This is a genomic window from Poseidonocella pacifica (genome assembly GCF_900111875.1).
GTDB classification, from domain to species: Bacteria; Pseudomonadota; Alphaproteobacteria; order Rhodobacterales; family Rhodobacteraceae; genus Poseidonocella; species Poseidonocella pacifica.
In genome coordinates this window covers 38697-57983 of the sequence record NZ_FOJU01000003.1, presented here as the reverse complement: position 1 = coordinate 57983, position 19287 = coordinate 38697, and the positions used below count along the sequence as shown (strand labels likewise).

The window sequence follows — 19287 nt, the reverse complement described above, 5'->3', positions numbered from 1 at the left end:
CGGGTGTCGCGCCCCTATATCGCGATGCGTGGCGAGGGTCTACTTCGGAGGAAGGATCGCGGCGTGCGATAGCGCCAATTCGCCAAGTTTCGCGCGGATCGACGGCTCAGCAGCCATGTCGGCCCTTACCGGCCCACCGCTGCGCTCGCCGGTAAATGCCGGTGGTGCGATTTTGCGAATATCCCGCCAGCTTTTCGGAGGGCTTTCCCAATTTGCAAGAGCCGCCATCGACGCGGTCTCTGGGCACCGCGCTGCGAGTGTGCGGGAAAAAACGCTGCCGAACATGTGCCTTTGGATGAACCGGGAAATAACCTCAGGTCCACCCGCATCTGTTCCGCTACGTGTTCGCTTTAGGCGAACGGCGCTCAACACCCTCTTAGGGGATCTAAACGAGATGTCTGGGGCCGGACGAGCCTATTCGCCGGAATCGCCGTCGTCGTCCTCCTCGACTTCGCTCGGGTCGACCATTTCCAACTCGCCGAGGTCAATCATCTGGCGAATTGATCCGACCACAGCGGAACAGGCTTCTTCACCGTCCTTGGCTTTGACCTTGCCGAGCTCATTGATTTCGTCGCGAAGGGCATCCGCGAGGCGGCGTGACATGTTTTGCAGGACGAATTCGGCCGACTTTGCCATGTCTTCGCCGCGCGACTGGGCATAGGCAAGGGCGATGACAAGCGACTCTTGATCGGCTTCTCGCGCCACCTGCGGAATATCTCCGCCCCGAATACGTGCGTGAATGTTGCCGAAGGTAAAGATCGAACGGCGCACCGCTTCGGCAAAATCCTGATCCGTTTCGTCAAGCCCCTCAAGAACGTCGTCGCGCGTGAGTGCCTGGCTGAAGTTGAGGATTTCCCCCACGCGTCGCTCCGGCCCGGTATCAAAGGCTTTGACCGGCTGGTCGTCCAGCTGGCTCGCGAGGGACAGTCCGATGCGATAGACGGCATCGGGCGTCACCTTGTCGGTGAGCGAGACGGCATAGGCAATACGGCGCGCTTGCGGCCCTGATAGCTTCCCAAGCAGCATGGCGGCCTTCTTGACATCGAGTTTCGACAGAAGGACGGCGCAAACCTCGGTACTTTCGCTTTCAAAGAAGGGCATGAGATCGGCAATTTCCAACGCGGCGAGCCGTTCCCACGGATCACCTGACTGGCGTACGCCCGCTTCGCGGCGCAAGCGGGAAGCCGTGAGCGGGCTGATCTTGCCATCGAGTGCGGTCAGCGCCCCGGCGAGCCCATCAGGAAAGGCAAGCCCGACGGAATCCAGTTCCTTGGCGAATTCGGTGACTACGGCCATGAGTGTCTTGCGGTCGATATAGCGCATGTGGCCGATGAGCTGCGTCAACTCGATCTGCATGTCTTCGGGCAGGGACTTCAGCGGAATATCCGCACCCTCGGCCGTCAGATACCGCACGATGATCGCGGCCTTATGCTTGCGGGAAAGTCCGCTCAAGCCGGATTTGGGGGCGGGTGGTGAAGGGAGTCTGCCGAGTGGTGACAGGTGATTCATCTTGGGACCTCGACGCTTGCCCAGCAGGGATAGCGGAGTATTGGTGAATCTTTCGTTGAGAAATGGAAGCCGGAGGTCGGAACATGCCCGGCCACCAAGATAAATTCAGCAAGGCTCCGCGAGTTTTTTCAGAACACTCTCGCGCGTCACCAGCCCTACAAGAGTACCCTCCTCTTCCACCCCAAGGGGCTGGTCCGTGCCGGAGATGACGTCCATGAGTTTCTGCACCGGCATGTCGCCCGGCACGCTGCGGAGAGGTTGCCCCTCCATCGGGATCATCGCATCGCGCGCGCAAAGGACCAGAAGCGGGTTCATATGGGCTACGAAATCAGCGACATAGGCGGAGGCTGGTGCGGAATAAATCTCTCTCGGGGTGCCGATCTGGACGATACGACCACCCTCCATGATCGCGATGCGGTTGCCAATCTTGAAGGCCTCATCAAGGTCGTGCGACACGAATACAATCGTCCGTCGAAGCTGTTTCTGAAGATCAAGCAACTCATCCTGCAGGCGCGTTCTGATCAACGGATCAAGCGCAGAAAAAGGTTCATCCATCAGCAGGATCGGGGCCTCGGTGGCAAACGCGCGCGCCAGACCGACGCGCTGTTGCATGCCGCCAGAAAGCTCGCCCACCCGATGCTCCGCCCAATCCGACAACCCTACGAGGCTGAGTTGCTTGTCGACCTGGGCGTGGCGTTCTTTTCCATTCTGCCCGGCAAGCTCAAGGCCGAGCCCCACATTTTCCCGCACGGTACGCCAGGGCAAAAGACCGAATTGTTGAAACACCATGGCCACGTGATGCTGGCGCATGCGGCGCAGGGTTTTGGCGTCGGCGCGCGTAATGTCGACCATCTGGCTACCGTCGGACACCTCTACATGTCCGCGTATGACAGGATTGAGCCCGTTCACCGCCCGTAGGAGCGTTGATTTCCCAGAGCCGGAGAGGCCCATCAGAACGAGAATTTCGCCGTTGCCGACCTCTAACGAGCAATCGTGGACGCCAAGCACCTGACCGGTGGTCTCCTGAATTTCGGGACGGTCTTTGCCATCATCCATCATGGGCAACGCCTTTTCAGGGGCGTCGCCGAAGACGATGGAGACATTCTTGAAGCGAACCGCGGATTTCATCGTTTGCCCACTCTCAAAATACGATCAAGCATGATTGCGACCACCACGATGACGAAACCACTTTCGAATCCGAGGCCCGTGTTGACCTGATTCAAGGCGCGCACCACCGGGACCCCAAGCCCATCAGCGCCAACGAGCGCGGCGACCACCACCATGGAGAGCGACAGCATGATGGTCTGGTTCAGGCCGGTCATGATCTGGGGCAGGGCAAAGGGCAGTTCGACCTTCCAAAGCGTCTGTGTCGGCGTCGCGCCAAAGGCTTCGGCCGCCTCCAGTAGTGGTCTGGGTGTCGAGGTCACGCCAAGATGCGTAAGGCGGATGGGGGCGGGGAGGACAAAGATCACCGTAGCAATGAGGCCCGGAACCATGCCGATCCCGAAAAAGACTATTGCTGGGATGAGATAGACAAAGGTCGGAAGCGTCTGCATCAGATCGAGTACAGGGGCCATCCAGGCATAAAGTTTGGGGCGATGCGCCGCCGCGATGCCGATGGGCACACCCAAACCCATGCAGACGAGGCAGGCCGACAGAACCAACGTAAGGCTCTCCGTGGTTTCTTCCCAATAGCCCTGGTTGATGATGAACAGAAATCCGGCAGCAACGAAAAGCGGTAGTTTCCAGCCGCGGTGCAAAGCGTAGGCAAGGCCTGTGATCGCAGCAACAACCAAAAGAGGGTGCGGGGTTTGCAGCACCCACAAGATCGCATCGATGAGCCATTCCATGGTTGCCGCCAACCCGTCGAAGAATACTGCCGTGTTCTCCTGCAGCCAATCGAACATCGCTTCGGCGGCATCCCCGACGGGGATCTTGTTGTCGGTCAGCCAGTCAAGCATGGGGCCTCCGGCCTAGGGCGTTCTTCGGGCGATTGTGCGCTACCGCATCGTCACACTGGGGGAGGGCGGCAGGCGCGCCGCGCTCCCCTGTCTTACGATCAAGCCTCATAGGCCAAGCGCAGCTTTCACGGCCGCTGCGGCATCGCCGCCGTCCTGCGTTGTCACGCCATCCAGCCAGCCGAGAACCATATCGGGGTTGGCCGTCATCCATGTACGCGCCGCGTCCTCTGGATCTTCGCCGTCATTGAGGATCGAACCCATGATCTCGTTTTCCATGGCGAGCGAGAACTGAAGGTTTCCAAGTAGAGCACCGACATTGGGGCATTCTTCTACGTAGCCCGCGCGCGTATTGGTGTGAACGGTCGCACCGCCAAGGTCGGGGCCGAACCAATCATCGCCGCCTTCGAGATAGGTCAGCTCGAAATTGGCGTTCATTGGGTGGGGTTCCCAGCCGAGGAAGACGATTGGCTCATCCCTCCGGGACAGCCGATCCACTTGGGCCAACATGCCTTGCTCCGAGCTTTCCTTGACCTCGAACCCTTCGAGATCAAAGGCGTTTTCGGAGATCATATCCATGATAAGCCGATTGCCATCATTTCCCGGCTCGATCCCATAGATCGTCTCATCGAGCGCCTCGATATGTGCAGCGATATCGGCAAAGTTCGTGATCCCAAGAGCGGCCCCTGCGGCGTTGGTGGCGAGGGTATATTTCGCGCCTTCGAGATTTGTACGGACAGTCTCGACCGTTCCGGCCTCACGATATGGAGCGATGTCTGCTTCCATCGTGGGCATCCAGTTCCCAAGGAACACATCGATGTCGCCATCGGCCATGGATTTATAGGTCACTGGCACCGAAAGAACTTTCACGTCCGTCTCATATCCCAGAGCGTCCAACAGCACAGTCGTTGCTGCCGTGGTCGCGGTAATATCGGTCCAGCCCACATCGGAAAATGTCACCGACTCACAGTTTGCAGCGGCTTGGCCCGCAGCAAGGACCGCCATAACGGACAGGCTCTTATTAAATGTCATATCATTCTCCCAGTACTGTTGATTGACGCGTCAATAACAAAAGAAGTATCTTCTCCCCCGAAGCAAGGCAACGGAGTTGAGATGCCCAAACTTGGGATGGAGCCTATACGCCGAGAGGCGCTGGTTAAAGCCACCATTGAAGAGATAGGTGCGCAGCGCAGTCTTGATGTGACTGTGGCCAAAATTGCACGGCGGGCGGGCGTCTCCAGCGCGCTTGCTCATCACTATTTCGGTGGGAAGGAAGATATCTTCCTCGCCGCGATGCATCACATACTGGCGACCTATGCGCAGAGCATCCGGACGGCCTTGCGCGATCTGGACGACCCGCGCGCACGGGTCGAGGCCATTATCCGGGCGGGCTTCGAGGGCGAAAGCTTCAATCCCGAGACGATTGCCGCGTGGCTTAATTTCTACGTGATGTCGCAACGCTCAGATCGGGCGCAACGGCTCTTGAACGTGTATCAGCGGCGTCTGACATCCAATCTTGTCTACAGCCTCAAGTCCCTCGTCGGGGTCGAGGCGCAGCCCGTAGCGGTGCGGATTTCCGCCATGATCGACGGGGTTTACTTGCGTCAGGCGCTCGGGATTACACGTCCCGACAACCTTATCGCCATCTCGCATGTCATGGCCGTGTTTGAAGCCGAACTCAGCAGGCATGGGAAATGAAGAAACCGAACATCCTGATCCTGATGGTCGATCAGTTGAACGGGACGCTTTTCCCCGACGGTCCCGCTGATTGGTTGCATGCGCCGAACCTGCGGCGCTTGGCGGGGCAATCCGTGCGCTTTGCCAACAGTTATACGGCCTCGCCGCTTTGTGCTCCGGGACGTGCGAGCTTCATGTCCGGGCTTCTGCCGAGCGCGAGCCGAGTCTATGACAACGCCGCCGAATTTGCCTCTTCTATCCCCACCTATGCCCATCACCTGCGACGCGCCGGGTATCAGACCACGCTTTCGGGGAAGATGCATTTTGTGGGGCCGGATCAGTTGCATGGCTTTGAAGAGCGTCTGACGACGGATATCTACCCCGCGGATTTCGGCTGGACCCCAGATTACAGCAAACCGGGCGAGCGGATCGACTGGTGGTACCACAATCTTGGCTCCGTGACCGGCGCCGGCGTCGCCGAGATTTCGAACCAGATGGAATACGACGACGAGGTCGCGTATCTCGCCGAAGCCAAGCTCTATGATCTGTCGCGCCAAGAGAGTGATCGGCCTTGGTGCCTGACGGTCAGTTTCACGCATCCGCATGATCCCTACGTGGCCCGGCGGAAGTTTTGGGATCTCTATGACGATTGCGAGCACCTCTCCCCGACGGTTGGCGCAATTCCCTATGCCGAACAGGATCCGCACTCCAAACGGCTTTTCGATGCGAACGACTGGCGCAAGTTCGACATCACAGAGCGGGATATTCGCCGGTCCCGACAAGCCTATTTCGCCAACATCTCTTATCTCGATGAGAAGATCGGTCGACTGCTTGACGTGATGGAGGCCACCCGGCAGGAGGCCATCGTCGTCTTTACCTCAGATCACGGCGACATGCTGGGGGAACGCGGTCTTTGGTTCAAGATGTCCTTCCTTGAGGGGGCGGCGCGCGTGCCACTGATGATTTCCGCGCCGGGGCTCACGCCTGATGTGGTGACGGACCCGGTCAGCACCATCGATCTATGCCCCACCTTGTGTGATCTGGCGGGCGTCTCCATGGCCGAAGTTGCCCCGTGGACAGCGGGTGAGAGCCTCGTTCCACTGGGGCAGGGTGGGCGCCGCGAAACATCCGTTGCGATGGAATATGCTGCCGAAGGCTCCGATGCGCCGTTGGTTGCGCTGCGCCGTGGACGTTTCAAATACATCCGGTGCGCGCTCGATCCAGAGCAACTCTTCGATTTGGAGGCCGACCCCTCGGAACTCCGGAACCTCGTGGCGGATTCCGCATATGCGGAAACCCTTGCCGGGTTCCGAGCGGAAGCGGACGCCCGGTGGAACCTCGATGCATACGACGCCGACGTGCGGGAAAGCCAAGCCCGTCGCCGCCTTGTGAATGAGGCACTTCGGAAGGGCGGCTATTATCCGTGGGATTATCAGCCACTACAGCGGGCCTCTGAAAGATACATGCGAAACCATATGGACCTGAACGTGCTTGAGGAAGCGAAACGCTTCCCGCGCGGAGAATAGCGAGTAAACGCAATGAGCAAGTTTCAACCTGCGGGAAGCCATTTCATCGGCGGAGAGTATGTCGAAGATCTGGCAGGCACCCCGTTCGATGTCATCTTTCCCGGAACCGGCGAGACAATTGCCCAGCTCCACGCCGCAACTCCGGAAATCGTCTCGCGCGCCGTCGCCTCAGCCAAGCAGGCGCAGTCTGGTTGGGAAGCGATGACTGGCACGGAACGGGGCCGGGTCTTGCGCCGAGCGGCGGATATCATGCGCGCGCGCAACCATGAGCTTTCCGTACTCGAAACACACGATACCGGAAAACCCCTGCAGGAGACGCTTGTTGCGGATGCGACCTCTGGCGCGGATGCGCTTGAGTATTTTGGTGGGCTTGCCGCAAGCCTGACCGGCGAGACTATTCCGCTCGCAGATGGAGATATGGTCTTCACGATCCGCGAGGCTTTGGGCGTCTGCGTTGGGATCGGGGCGTGGAACTATCCGACCCAGATCGCGTGTTGGAAGGCCGCGCCCGCGCTCGCCTGCGGGAATGCCATGGTTTTCAAACCGTCCGAGATGACACCCCTGTCCGCTCTAAAGGTCGCCGAGATCCTGATCGAAGCAGGGGCGCCCGCAGGGATCTTCAACGTGGTTCAGGGCATGGGAGAGGTCGGCGCGCAATTGGTGGCCGACGACCGTGTCGCCAAGGTTTCGCTGACCGGCTCCGTCCCGACGGGGCGCAAGGTCTATGCTGCTGCGGCGGCGGGTATGAAGCACGTCACGATGGAGTTGGGGGGGAAATCCCCGCTGGTCGTGTTCGAGGATGCCGATATCGAAGATGCGGTGTCTGGGGCGATCTTGGGGAATTTCTATTCCTCCGGGCAGGTTTGCTCCAACGGGACGCGGGTTTTTGTCCATCGGTCCATCCGTGAGAGTTTTCTTGAGCGGCTCATAGATCGGCTTGGCAACGCGGTGCTCGGTGATCCACGCGACGAAACGACGAGTTTTGGGCCAATGGTGAGCGAAGCGCAGCTTGCCATTGTCGAACGTTATGTCGAGCAAGGCATTGAGGAGGGCGCGCGGCTGGTGACCGGCGGTGAGCGGCTGGATCGCCCGGGCTTCTGGATGCCGCCGACGGTTTTCTCAGATGTCACCGACAGGATGACGATCGCGAGAGAAGAGATTTTCGGCCCCGTCATGTGCGTGCTCGACTTCGACACGGAAGAGGAGGTCATGGCCCGGGCCAATGATACGCAATTTGGTCTGGCCGCGGGCGTTTTCACGCGCGATCTTGCGCGGGCCCATCGGGTCGCGCGCGGCTTCGAGGCGGGGACCTGCTACATCAACACTTACAACGACGCGCCGGTAGAAGCTCCCTTTGGTGGCGTCAAACTCTCTGGCGTCGGGCGGGAGAATTCCAAGGCCGCTATCGAGCACTACAGTCAGATAAAGTCGATCTATCTACGGCTCAGCCCTCTGGAGGCACCGTTTTGAGCGCGGGGTTCCACAGCGCCCCTCGAATGGAGGCGGATTTCGTGGTTATCGGCGCGGGTAGCGGGGGCTGCGCGATGGCTTACCGTTTGGCCGAAAGCGGGGCTTCGGTTCTGGTCGTGGAGCACGGCGGAACGGACGCTGGCCCCTTTATCCAGATGCCGGGTGCCCTCAGCTATCCCATGAACATGTCGCGGTATGACTGGGGGTTCAAGACGGAACCCGAAGCGCGGCTTGGCGGTCGCAGGCTGGCCTGCCCGCGAGGCAAGGTGATCGGCGGGTCGTCCTCAATCAACGGGATGGTCTATGTCCGTGGTCATGCACGCGATTTCGATCATTGGGCCGAAGAGGGCGCGCGGGGCTGGGGCTACTCGGATGTGCTGCCCTATTTCAAACGCATGGAAAACTGGCACGGGGGCACGTCGGACTATCGGGGTTCGGATGGTCCGTTGCACGTCACTCGAGGCACGGGAGAAAATCCCCTGACCAAGGCCTTCGTAGAGGCCGGGCAGCAGGCGGGATACGGCTTTACCGACGACTACAACGGGCATCGGCAAGAGGGCTTTGGCCCCAAAGACATGACCGTGCACAAGGGCAAACGGTGGTCTGCGGCGAACGCCTATCTCAAACCTGCGCTTCGGCTGGATAATTGCGATCTGGTGCGCGGCTTTGTCGAGCGGATCGAGATCACGGATGGTCGTGCCACCGGCGTGATCCTCAAGGGGGGCAATGTGGTCAAGGCGCGGCGCGAGGTCATACTCGCAGCGTCCTCAATCAATTCCCCCAAGATTCTCATGTTGTCCGGAATTGGCCCTGCGGCGCATCTTGCCGAGCATGGTATTCCTGTGGTCGCTGACCGCCCCGGTGTCGGCAGCAATCTTCAGGACCATCTGGAGGTTTATATCCAGATGGCGTCAAAGCTGCCGGTGAGCCTTTACAAATATTGGAATCTCGCGGGCAAGGCATGGGTCGGGGCAAAGTGGCTGCTGACCAAGACCGGCCCGGGCGCGTCGAACCAGTTCGAAAATGCGGGCTTCATCCGTTCGCAAGCGGGCGTCGACTATCCGGATATACAGTTTCATTTCCTGCCTATCGCCGTGCGGTATGATGGCAAGGCGGCCGCTGAGGGTCACGGGTTTCAGGCTCATGTCGGGCCCATGCGATCCCCTTCCCGAGGGACAGTGCGACTGGCCAGTCCCGAGACGGATGCCGATCCCAAGATACACTTCAACTACATGTCCACCGAGCAGGATTGGGAAGATTTCCGCCGTGCCATCCGGCTAACCCGGGAGATATTCCGCCAGCCCGCGTTCGAGGCCTATGCCGGCCACGAGATTCAGCCGGGGGCCTCGGTTGAGAGTGATGCGGAACTCGATGATTTTGTCCGCGAACATGCGGAGAGTGCGTATCACCCCTGCGGGACCTGCCGGATGGGGCGGGCAGACGATCCCGCCTCAGTGGTCGATCCGGAAGGACGGGTGATCGGCGTAGACGGTCTGCGCGTGGCCGACAGTTCGATCTTTCCCCGGGTCACCAACGGCAATCTCAACGCACCGTCGATCATGGTCGGAGAGAAGATTTCCGATCATGTCCTGGGGCGTGATCCACTCCCTCGGTCGAACCTCGTTCCTTGGATGCATCCGGAGTGGCGCACCGCTCAACGTTGAAGTTTCCCAAAGAGCAGGCGATCAAGCGAGAGAGCGCCGCCACCGCGCACCACGAGGACCAAGAGCAGGAAGAGCCAGAGCGCGCGTTGATCCAAGATCACAGCGTCAGGGGCACGGTCAAACCAAGCGCCCAGTGTTTCGGGGTGGTTGATGGCACCGTGCCCGATCAGGTCGGTCAGGCTTTGCACCGTGATGAAGCCGATCATCCCCAAGGCTGATAGCCGCGTGAGCAGGCCGAGCACGATCAGGAGCGGCAGCAGGATTTCGGCCCAGGTGCCCGCAACCACCACTGCCCAGTGCCAAAGGCCGAGTTGGCTGACGTCATAACCTGCGGCTTCCATCGCGCGCGGGAATATTTGGGCATAGGCTCCGAGGGACGGTTTCACGAAGCCCAGAAATCCATCGCCCATCTTGGTCATTGCCGAGGCGAGGAAATAGGGCGCGAGGACTGCAGCGAACAAAAATCGCCCGACCAAGGGGAGGGCTACCTCAGTTGCTTGAAGCCGCTGCGCTTGGCGGGTGAGCATCGACGGAAGAGTGATCATGTTGGGGTCTCATTTGCGTCTATGTGCGTGATTGCGCCGCCTGCGAACAGGATGCTCATGAGCCCGGACAGGTCAAAGCCTTCGGGAGCGTCTTCTAGCGCGACCCCGAGCGGTATGGCATCTTGAAGTGCGGCTATAAGGTTCGCGCCACCGGGCGGCAGTAAAGCTGGAGCAGGATCAAAAACGGGGCGCAAAATCACGATGTCTTGGGCCAATGGGCGCGGTTTCGGCGCGGAGCTATCCTGTACCAGCCGCCAAATGTCGAAGATGGGCCATGGTGAGGTCAACAGGCGCAACGACGGCGCAAAGCTCAGCCGCGCCGCCATGATCGTTTCAGGGGGCAGGGCGGCGATGCTTTCGGGCGGCAGGGCGGTGCTGTCAGGCGCATGGTAGGACGCTCGCATCGCTAGGTCCAATCTGGCCATGTCGGGAAGGTAGCCGGGCAACTCCCCCACTTGCACATCCGCAAGCCAATCCGGGAACGTGGCACCGTAGTGCATCATACGTGGAGACGTAGGAGGGCATTCGCGGACGAAGCGTGCGGCGAGAAATTGAAATCGTTCGGGGCCCATTAGCGCGGCAACCGTTGGAAACCCGCTCTGGAGGGCTTCGATCAAGCTGACAACGACATTATTGCGATAGACGTTGAAGCGCTTGCCCGCCGCCTGCTTCCCGCCGTCGATCAACCCCGGCGGAACCTCGTTTTCAGGGTCGAGCAGTGCGGTGAGGAAGGCGCTCTGACGTCTCATGAGTCCACGAGGGAAAGGGCGCGCGCCGCGCGGGCGGCTTCGGCTTCGAGAACCGGCCACTCCGGAACATCGGTATCCCATTCCACGAGGACGGGTTTGGGTCCGCTCTGTGCAAGCAGGTGGTCCAGAAGCGCCCATACGGGATCTGCCACTTCGCGGCCGTGGCTGTCGATCAGCAGGGGCGCGCCATGATCGTCTTCATCTTCGTCATGGCCGCCAAGGTGAACTTCACCAATTTTTGAAAGAGGAAGCGCGTCGAGATAGGCGCGTGGATCGTAGTTCAGGTTGGTGGCGGAAACGAACACATTGTTGACGTCAAGCAGAAGGCCGCAACCCGTCCGCTGCGCCACGCGCGCCAGAAAGTCAGTCTCGCTCAAGGTGCTTTCCTCAAAAGCCAGATAGCTTGAGGGGTTTTCCAGAAGCATGCGGCGCCCCAGCGTGTCCTGAACCTCGTCAATGTGGTCGGCCACGCGGGAGAGCGTCGCATCGGTGTAGGGCAGGGGCAGCAGGTCGTTGAAAAACGCGCTGTCATGGGTCGACCATGCGAGGTGTTCGGAAAACTGCGTTGGCTCGATCATGTCGCAGAGCTTTTTCAAGCGCTGAAGATGATCGGGATCAATCCGGCCCACTCCGCCGATGGAAAGCCCAACGCCGTGAACGGAAATGGGAAAGCGCTCACGCAGCGCCCGAAGCTGTGCCAGTGGCCTGCCGCCATCTCCCATATAGTTTTCGGCGTGAACCTCGAGCCAGCCAACGCTTCCGGGATCGCGCATTATCTCGGCGAAATGCTGGGGTTTGTAGCCGACACCGGGCCGCGACGGTAATGATGATGGGTGGGCGGTATCAAGCATGGCAACTCTCCCCTCAGGTGGCGGGGCGCACAGTGGTGTGCGCACCCGGTCTTGGGATTCAGGACGGCAGGTCGCGGTCTAGCGCTTCCAGGGAGCCCATCCGATCCGATCCGTCCGCCATCGCGGGAAGCTCTATCTCGGCGCAGGTTCCGGCCTCTACGAGGGTCCAGGCGTTGCCTTGATAGTCCACCTTGGAGGTGCCCGCGCAGGTCGTGCCGGGGCCTGCGGCGCAGTCGTTTTCACCGGCGAGAGAAACGCCAAAGCACTTTTCCTGCGCTTGGGCCGTTGCGGCTGTGCCGCTCGCTGCGAATGCCGCGGCGATTGCACCGGCGACGGCCGCAGTCTTGATCGTGTGGGACATATGGTTTCCTCCGAAAAATTCATCGCGAAGTGCGATGGGCAAAGGGTAGCCGGAGGGCATGGTTTTTACCTACTCACGCGCCCGTGCGACACGGGCCCGTGATCTGGACATGGCAACTGTGTGAGCGAGCGGGGGCGTGGCGGGGCGATTGCACCGAGTATTGAAACATTCGGCACAGGGTTCGTACCCTATGTTGCAGTATCCCTAGTGGCTGAAACGCAGAACGCTTCGCTGTTCACGGAATGTTACAAAGCGATTGGACCGCAGGGCGGGCGGGGGCCGTCCAAGCCAGAGCACTTTTCAATGGCGGCGCAGCAAAACGGCCCCGAAGGGCCGTTGTCTCAGGTCAGATCGGGCGGGGTCGCATCTTGGCGCAGAAGTGTCACCACTTCGTCTCGCGGGCTGACCTGTGTTTGTTTCTCGCCCAGCCTCCTGACGGTGACCGTGCGTTCCTCAACCTCTCGGTGGCCGACGGCAAGGATCACGGGCACTTTGCCCAAGGAATGCTCACGGACCTTGAAGTTGATCTTCTCGTTGCGCGTATCGGCCTCGGCCCGCACCCCGGCGGCGATGAGCAATTCGACCGTCTCGCGCACATAGTCGTCCGCGTCCGAGGTGATGGAGGCCACGACGACCTGACGCGGTGCGATCCAGAAAGGCAACTTGCCAGCGTGGCTTTCGATCAGGATCCCGATGAAACGCTCGAAGGAGCCAAGAACGGCACGGTGCAGCATAACCGGTCGGTGCTTTGCGCCGTCCTGCCCGATATAGTTCGCGTCGAGCCGCTCCGGCAGGTTGGGATCCACCTGAAGCGTTCCGCACTGCCATTGCCGCCCGATGGCATCCGTGAGGGTGAATTCTAGCTTCGGGCCATAAAAGGCGCCTTCGCCCTCCTGAATCTCATAGTCGTAGCCCGCCTTGCGGCATGCGGCCCCGAGCGCGGCTTCGACCATGTCCCAGCTTTCGTCCGAACCGATCCGCTTCTCCGGCCGAGTGGACAACTTGATGGTCCAGTCCTCAAAGCCCAGATCGGCATAGATTTTCGCAAGGAAGCGAATGAACTTGGCGGTTTCCTCTTCAATCTGCTCCTCGGTGCAGAAGATATGCGCATCATCCTGCGTGAAGCCGCGAACCCGCATGATGCCATGCAGCGCGCCCGACGGCTCGTACCGGTTGCAAGAGCCGAACTCGGCCATCCGCAAGGGCAGGTCGCGGTATGATTTCAAACCTTGATTGAAAACCTGTACGTGACAAGGACAGTTCATCGGCTTGAGAGCGTTCACGGCCTTTTCGCGGGCATGCTCCTCGTCCACTTCGACGATGAACATATGCTCTTGGTAATTGTCCCAGTGGCCGGATTTCTCCCAGAGCTTGCGATCCACGACCTGCGGGGTGTTGACCTCCACATAACCGTCGCGGCGCTGCTGTCGGCGCATGTAATCCTGAAGCCCGGTGTAGATGGTCCAGCCGTTCGGGTGCCAGAAGATCTGTCCCGGTGCCTCCTCCTGCATGTGGAAGAGATCCATCTCGCGGCCCAGTTTCCGGTGGTCGCGCTTGGCGGCCTCTTCGAGCATGTTGAGATGCTTCTTGAGGTCTTCCTTGGACTTGAATGCCACGCCATAGATCCGCTGAAGCATCTGGCGCGAACTGTCACCGCGCCAATAGGCACCGGCGACGGACATGAGCTTGAACGCATCGGCGGGCACTTGACCGGTATGCTGGAGATGCGGACCACGGCAGAGATCCTGCCAATCGCCGTGCCAGTACATGCGCAGCGGCTCGTCGCCGGGGATCGCATCGATCAACTCGACCTTGTAAGGCTCTCCGTTCTGTTCGTAGTGCTGGATTGCGCGCGTACGTTCCCAGACTTCGGTGCGAATGGGATCGCGCCGGTTGATGATGTCTTTCATGGTCTTTTCGATCGCGCCGAGGTCTTCGGGCGTGAATGGCTCGGACCGGTCAAAGTCATAGTACCAGCCGTTGTCGATCACCGGGCCGATGGTGACTTTGACGTCCGGCCATAGCTCCTGCACCGCGCGGGCCATGATATGCGCCAGATCATGCCGGATCAGTTCGAGCGCGGCGGCGTCATCCTTCAGGGTGTTGATGCTGATCGCGCAATCACGGTCCAACGGCCACTGCAGGTCCCAGTGCGCCCCATCCACGTTCGCACTTATCGCTGCTTTCCCGAGGGATTTGGAAATGTCAGCGGCAACCTCGGCAGGTGTTGTCCCTTGCGGGTAGCTGCGCGCATTGCCATCGGGAAATGTGAGGGAGATATCGGCCATGTTGGCTGCCTCGTCGGTTTGGCGCCCACGGAACGCCCGGTTGCGGGTAGAAGTTCGGGCCCTATGTGACGAGCCGGTCCTGCGGTGTCAAGCAAGGTGCTGGTGACAAGACCTAGGCGCAGGGGCTATCGGTAAGCATCAACGAGGAGGAATTCGAGTGGAGCCGCAGTTCATGGAGACGCCGCAGGGCCGGCGTATTGCCTACCGGTGGACGGATGGGGGCGGGGCGCCCATCGTCTTTTTCGGGGGGTACAAGTCCGATATGGAGGGGACGAAAGCCACCCATATCGAAGCTTGGGCCCAGGCCGAAGGGCGGGCGTTTCTTCGGTTCGACTATTCCGGGCATGGCCGTTCCTCGGGGAATTTCGAGGAGGGGACCATCGGGGCATGGACCCAAGATGCTCTCGCGGCGCTGGAGCTTTGCGGTGAACGTGCCCCCGTGCTCGTGGGATCTTCTATGGGGGGATGGATCGCGCTGATCTGTTCGCAGATGCTGGGACGGGTGAAGGGCTTGGTCGGGATCGCCGCCGCACCGGACTTTACCGAGGACAGCTTCTGGAACAGTTTCGACGAGCAGCAGCGGGAACAGATCATGGGGCAGGGGCGGCTTGAATTGCCTTCGGGTTATGACGAACCCTATGTGGTTACACGCGCGCTGATCGAAGACGGGCGGCACAATCTTGTCCTGCGGGATACCTTGAACCTCTCCTTTCCGGTGCGGCTGCTGCACGGAACGGCGGATTCTTCCGTCGCTCAGGAAGTGCCTCTGAAGTTGATGGAGCACGCCCTGTGCGATGATCTGCATCTGACCTTCGTGAAGGGGGCTGATCATGGGTTCTCATCGCCCGAATGTCTCGCGTTGATCCAAAGCGCGATCACCGAGGTCGCTGGCCCTATCTGAGACGAGCGGCCTGAGTCGGGCGGCGGAAGCGATAGGAGTCAGGGGCGTAGATCGAGGACTACTGGGGTGGCGACAGGTGCCCCGGTGGGCGGGTCGAAGAATGGCGTTTCGCGCCAGCGCCCCGAAAGACGCGAAGAGATCATGCGCGTCATTAGCGCGGCGCCAATGGCGACCATTCCCTTCTGCATCGTGCGCCCCGTCGCCGGATCGCGCAGGAATGTATGGGCGCGGACCCTTCCCAGCGGGGCCGGATCCTGTATCGCGGAAACCTGAACCCCGACGAAGGGAAGCCCCGGCCGAGCCAAGGTGTTGCAGATCGGGGTATCGCAACAGCGCGCGTACCAGCGGAAAAGCCCGCGCGGGGAGAGACGCATGACTGCAAGCTCCTCCTGCCCGGTCAATATCTCGATCCGGTCTGGCGTGGTTTGATAGAGCGCAACGCCATCCGGGGCTGGGTCAGGCATGCCGAAGTGCAGGGCGGCCGATCGGCAATCCCGACAATGACAAGCGATATGGGTGCCCCTCGAACGGGAGGCCGCCTTGAGACGTGCGGTAAATTGGCCGCAGCGGCACCCTATCGCGATGTCATCCACGGCGGTCAGGCAGCAGTGGTGTTTGCTGCATCCTGCCCACCGCTGTTGGCGTCGATGAAATCAAGCACCAACGGGCGGATATTGTTGCGCCAACTCCGACCCGCGAAGATGCCATAGTGCCCAGCACCTTCTTCGAGATGGCTGGCCTTCTTCTCGGGCGGCAACCCGGTGCAAAGCGCGAGTGCGGCAACGCACTGTCCCGGCGCGGAGATATCATCCTTCGAGCCTTCGACCGTTTTTACGGCCACCGATGTGATTTTGCCGAGATCAACGGGCGAGCCCTCTACCGTGAATGCGTTGTCAGCAATCTCGCGGCCCTTGAAGATGCGTTCCACCGTAGAAAGATAGAACTCCGCCGGCATATCCATGACGGCGAGGTATTCATCGTAGAAACGGTTGTGCTTGTCGTGATCGGATGCCTCGCCAAGCGCGACCCGCTGAATCTGGTCCGTGAAGGCGCGACTGTGGGTTTCCATATTCATCGAGATGAACGAGGCAAGTTGCAGGAGGCCGGGATAGACCTTGCGGCCCACACCTTTGTACTTGAAGCCGACCTGTTGGATCATCGTCTTTTCCAACTGGCCCATGGTCACTCGGCGTCCAAAATCTGTCACGTCCGTTGGCGTGGCATCGGGGTCGATGGGCCCACCTATGAGGGTCAGCGAGCGGGGCTGCGCCGCGGGATCCTGTTCGGCGAGGTAGGCCGTCGCGGCGAGCGTCAGCGGAGCCGGCTGGCAAACCGCGATGACATGGGTTTCCGGGCCGAGGTAGCGCATGAAGTCCACGAGGTAGAGGGTGTAATCCTCCACATCGAACTTGCCGCAGGAAACTGGGATGTCGCGCGCGTTCTTCCAATCGGTGACGTAGACTTCGCAATCCGGCAAAAGCGATACAACGGTGGACCGCAGGAGCGTGGCATAGTGCCCTGACATGGGCGCCACCAGAAGGACGCGCCGGCTGGCAGCGGGACGCCCCTGCACGGCGAAGTGGATGAGGTCACCGAACGGGCGCTCCACCACGGTTTCTACCGACACAAGGTGATCCTTGCCGTCATCGCAGGTAAAAGAGTGGATTCCCCAGTCGGGTTTGGCCACCATACGTTCGAAACTGCGTTCGGTGACATCACCCCACGCAGCCATCCATTGTACGGTGGGATTCGGGAGCATGGCGAAAGCGGGATAGGACGCGAGGGCCTTTGCGGACGCTCCGAGCCACTGGTTCGTGTTTCGGACCGTCTCCATAAGGTCATATGTCACCATGTATTTCACGGCGATCTCCTCTATAAATGTCCGCAAGACCGGACCATCTCGGCATGTGGCCTTCCCATGGAAAGGCTAAATGCTGCAATTGCGAGAATAGGGGGGAATTGCGCTCATGACAACGCAGGGTGATATCGGCGGCGAGAATCTTGAACGTATCAACGAAAATCTGGCGAAGGTGGAGCAACTTTCCAATCGGTTGATAACGGCATTGTCGCAGCGCAAACCTATGAATGCTGCACTGCAGGCGCCGAATCAGGAGCTCTTTGTGAAGGCCGGGGTGGCCTACTGGCAGGAGATGCTGGAAAACCCGTCCCGGCTCATGGAAACGCAGTTCCAATACTGGGGAAAGACGCTCAAGCACTACATGGATGCGCAGAAGGCGCTCGCCCAAGGCCGCTTGCAGGCACCGGAGGATGAGACCCCAGATGATCCGCGTTTCGTAAACCCGCTGTGGAAGTCCCACCCCTACTTCAACTTCGTCAAGCAGCAGTACATGCGGAACTCCGAAGCGATCCGTGAGGCGGTGGCCACGGCCCGTGAGGAGCTTGATGAGCGTGACGCGAAGCGGTTGGACTATTTCACCCAGCAGATCGTCGACATGATGAGCCCCACCAATTTTCTGGGCACCAACCCCGACGCGCTGGAGAAAGCCGTCGCGACCGAGGGGGACAGCCTCGTGCAGGGGTTGGAGAACCTCATTTCCGACATTGAGGCGAATGGCGGAGATTTCGCGGTGCGCCTCGCCGATCAACAGGCCTTTGAGGTCGGCAAGAACATCGCGACGACCCCCGGCGAGGTTGTCTTTCGCAACCGGCTTTTCGAGTTGATCCAATACACTCCGACAACTGAAACGGTGCATGAGACGCCGTTGATCATCTTTCCGCCGTGGATCAACAAGTTCTACATCATGGATCTCAAGGAGAAGAACAGCCTCATCCGCTGGATCGTGGATCAGGGCTATACGCTCTTCGTGGTCAGCTGGGTAAATCCCGATGAAAGCTATGCCGATGTCGGGCTAGAGCATTACATCGAAGAAGGTTACCTGACCGCGATGCGCGAAGTGAAGGCAATTTGCGGGGTCGAGCGGATCAACGCGGTGGGGTACTGCATTGCCGGCACGACCCTTGCTCTCACCTTGGCGCTCCTCAAATCCCGTGGGGACAAGACGGTTCGGTCCGCAACCTTCTTCACCACATTGACGGACTTCTCGGATCAGGGCGAGTTTCAGCCCTTCCTGCAGGATGACTTTGTCGATGGCATTGTGGCGGAGGTGGAGGCTAGCGGTATCCTGCGATCCTACATCATGGCGCGGACCTTCTCCTTCCTTAGATCCAACGACCTGATCTACAAGCCCGCCATCCGCAGCTACATGATGGGCGAGGCGCCTCCGGCGTTCGATCTGCTCTATTGGAACGGGGACGGCACCAACCTCCCTGGCAAGATGGCGACCCAGTACCTCCGGGGCCTCTGTCAGCAGGACCGGTTTGCGCAAGAGGGGTTTGAACTGCTCGACGAACTGCTGCGTCTAAAAGATGTCGACGTACCGGTCTGTGCGATTGCCTGTGAGACCGACCACATCGCCGCAGCGCGCGACAGCTATCGTGGGATTCAAGCGATGGCATCACGCTCCAAGACTTTCATCCTGTCTCAATCCGGGCACATTGCGGGGATCATCAATCCCCCGTCGAAGAAGAAATACGGACACTACACCAACACGGATCTCAGTCTCGATTTCGAGGCATGGAGGGAAGGGGCGAGCTTTCATGAAGGATCTTGGTGGCCGCGCTGGGGAAGCTGGCTCAAAGGGCGCTCGGGCAAGCAGGTTCCGGCCCGAGAGCCGGGCGATTCGGAGCATCCTTCGCTCGCTCCGGCACCGGGAACCTATGTAAAACCCCTTGCAAACCTATGATTGTCCTAGGGGAAAGTTTTTCGT

The 19287-nt window shown here is 60.1% G+C and carries 18 protein-coding genes; 6 read left to right on the top strand and 12 right to left on the bottom strand.

What is annotated here, in order from left to right:
- Positions 1-39: 39 nt before the first annotated feature.
- The 5 genes from BM234_RS08870 to choX form a co-directional block, all read right to left on the bottom strand.
- On the bottom strand, positions 40-228 hold the full coding sequence (locus BM234_RS08870) for a hypothetical protein (protein WP_139226789.1): 189 nt from the start codon (positions 226-228) through the stop codon (positions 40-42).
- Positions 229-414: 186 nt separating this feature from the next.
- Complete coding sequence (locus BM234_RS08865; RefSeq protein ID WP_342714667.1) at positions 415-1452, bottom strand: flagellar motor switch protein FliG; 1038 nt, start codon at positions 1450-1452, stop codon at positions 415-417.
- Positions 1453-1614: 162 nt separating this feature from the next.
- A complete protein-coding gene (choV, locus tag BM234_RS08860) occupies positions 1615-2637 on the bottom strand; it encodes a choline ABC transporter ATP-binding protein (RefSeq protein ID WP_092063479.1) in 1023 nt (340 codons plus the stop codon).
- Positions 2634-3470: a choline ABC transporter permease subunit gene (choW, locus tag BM234_RS08855; RefSeq protein ID WP_092063476.1), complete on the bottom strand. Its 837-nt coding sequence runs from the start codon at positions 3468-3470 to the stop codon at positions 2634-2636. The genes choV and choW overlap by 4 nt, the downstream gene beginning before the upstream one ends.
- A gap of 105 nt (positions 3471-3575) precedes the next feature.
- Positions 3576-4499, bottom strand: a complete 924-nt coding sequence (gene choX, locus BM234_RS08850; RefSeq protein WP_092063473.1) for a choline ABC transporter substrate-binding protein — start codon at positions 4497-4499, stop codon at positions 3576-3578.
- A gap of 81 nt (positions 4500-4580) precedes the next feature.
- Between choX and betI the strand changes: the two genes are divergently transcribed.
- From betI to betA, 4 genes are read left to right on the top strand one after another with little or no spacing between them, the layout of a single operon-like run.
- On the top strand, positions 4581-5165 hold the full coding sequence (gene betI, locus BM234_RS08845) for a choline-binding transcriptional repressor BetI (RefSeq protein ID WP_092063469.1): 585 nt from the start codon (positions 4581-4583) through the stop codon (positions 5163-5165).
- The gene (betC, locus tag BM234_RS08840) at positions 5162-6670 is read left to right on the top strand and encodes a choline-sulfatase (protein ID WP_092063466.1); all 1509 of its coding nucleotides are present in this window, start codon (positions 5162-5164) and stop codon (positions 6668-6670) included. The genes betI and betC overlap by 4 nt, the downstream gene beginning before the upstream one ends.
- Before the next feature lie 12 nt (positions 6671-6682).
- A complete protein-coding gene (betB, locus tag BM234_RS08835) occupies positions 6683-8140 on the top strand; it encodes a betaine-aldehyde dehydrogenase (protein ID WP_092063463.1) in 1458 nt (485 codons plus the stop codon).
- A gap of 26 nt (positions 8141-8166) precedes the next feature.
- The gene (gene betA / locus BM234_RS08830) at positions 8167-9804 is read left to right on the top strand and encodes a choline dehydrogenase (RefSeq protein WP_092063460.1); all 1638 of its coding nucleotides are present in this window, start codon (positions 8167-8169) and stop codon (positions 9802-9804) included.
- On the opposite strand, the gene BM234_RS08825 is transcribed toward betA, so the two are convergent.
- The 5 genes from BM234_RS08825 to thrS form a co-directional block, all read right to left on the bottom strand.
- Positions 9795-10349, bottom strand: a complete 555-nt coding sequence (locus BM234_RS08825; RefSeq protein ID WP_092063457.1) for a DoxX family membrane protein — start codon at positions 10347-10349, stop codon at positions 9795-9797. The two genes, betA and BM234_RS08825, sit on opposite strands and share 10 nt — an antisense overlap.
- Complete coding sequence (locus BM234_RS08820) at positions 10346-11098, bottom strand: HvfC/BufC N-terminal domain-containing protein (RefSeq protein WP_092063454.1); 753 nt, start codon at positions 11096-11098, stop codon at positions 10346-10348. Before BM234_RS08820 ends, BM234_RS08825 begins: the two co-directional genes overlap by 4 nt.
- A complete protein-coding gene (gene bufB, locus BM234_RS08815) occupies positions 11095-11949 on the bottom strand; it encodes an MNIO family bufferin maturase (protein WP_092063451.1) in 855 nt (284 codons plus the stop codon). The genes BM234_RS08820 and bufB overlap by 4 nt, the downstream gene beginning before the upstream one ends.
- Before the next feature lie 58 nt (positions 11950-12007).
- Entirely contained in the window at positions 12008-12310 is a 303-nt protein-coding gene (locus tag BM234_RS08810) for a BufA1 family periplasmic bufferin-type metallophore (protein WP_092065115.1), read from the bottom strand.
- A gap of 341 nt (positions 12311-12651) precedes the next feature.
- On the bottom strand, positions 12652-14598 hold the full coding sequence (thrS, locus tag BM234_RS08805) for a threonine--tRNA ligase (RefSeq protein WP_092063448.1): 1947 nt from the start codon (positions 14596-14598) through the stop codon (positions 12652-12654).
- A gap of 172 nt (positions 14599-14770) precedes the next feature.
- Here thrS and BM234_RS08800 point away from each other — a divergent pair, with 172 nt between their 5' ends.
- Entirely contained in the window at positions 14771-15499 is a 729-nt protein-coding gene (locus BM234_RS08800; RefSeq protein ID WP_092065112.1) for an alpha/beta fold hydrolase, read from the top strand.
- Positions 15500-15537: 38 nt separating this feature from the next.
- Here BM234_RS08800 and BM234_RS08795 read toward each other — a convergent pair whose 3' ends face one another.
- Both BM234_RS08795 and phaZ read right to left on the bottom strand, forming a co-directional pair.
- A complete protein-coding gene (locus tag BM234_RS08795) occupies positions 15538-16092 on the bottom strand; it encodes a DUF6151 family protein (protein ID WP_245752558.1) in 555 nt (184 codons plus the stop codon).
- 5 nt (positions 16093-16097) lie between these two features.
- Positions 16098-17360 carry a polyhydroxyalkanoate depolymerase gene (phaZ, locus tag BM234_RS08790; protein WP_092063445.1) on the bottom strand — a complete coding sequence of 421 codons (1263 nt, stop codon included), beginning with the start codon at positions 17358-17360 and terminating at the stop codon, positions 16098-16100.
- A 106-nt stretch (positions 17361-17466) separates the two neighbouring features.
- Here phaZ and phaC point away from each other — a divergent pair, with 106 nt between their 5' ends.
- Positions 17467-19263 (top strand): class I poly(R)-hydroxyalkanoic acid synthase, encoded by a 1797-nt coding sequence (phaC, locus tag BM234_RS08785; protein ID WP_092063442.1) that lies wholly within the window; start codon positions 17467-17469, stop codon positions 19261-19263.
- Positions 19264-19287 lie beyond the last annotated feature (24 nt).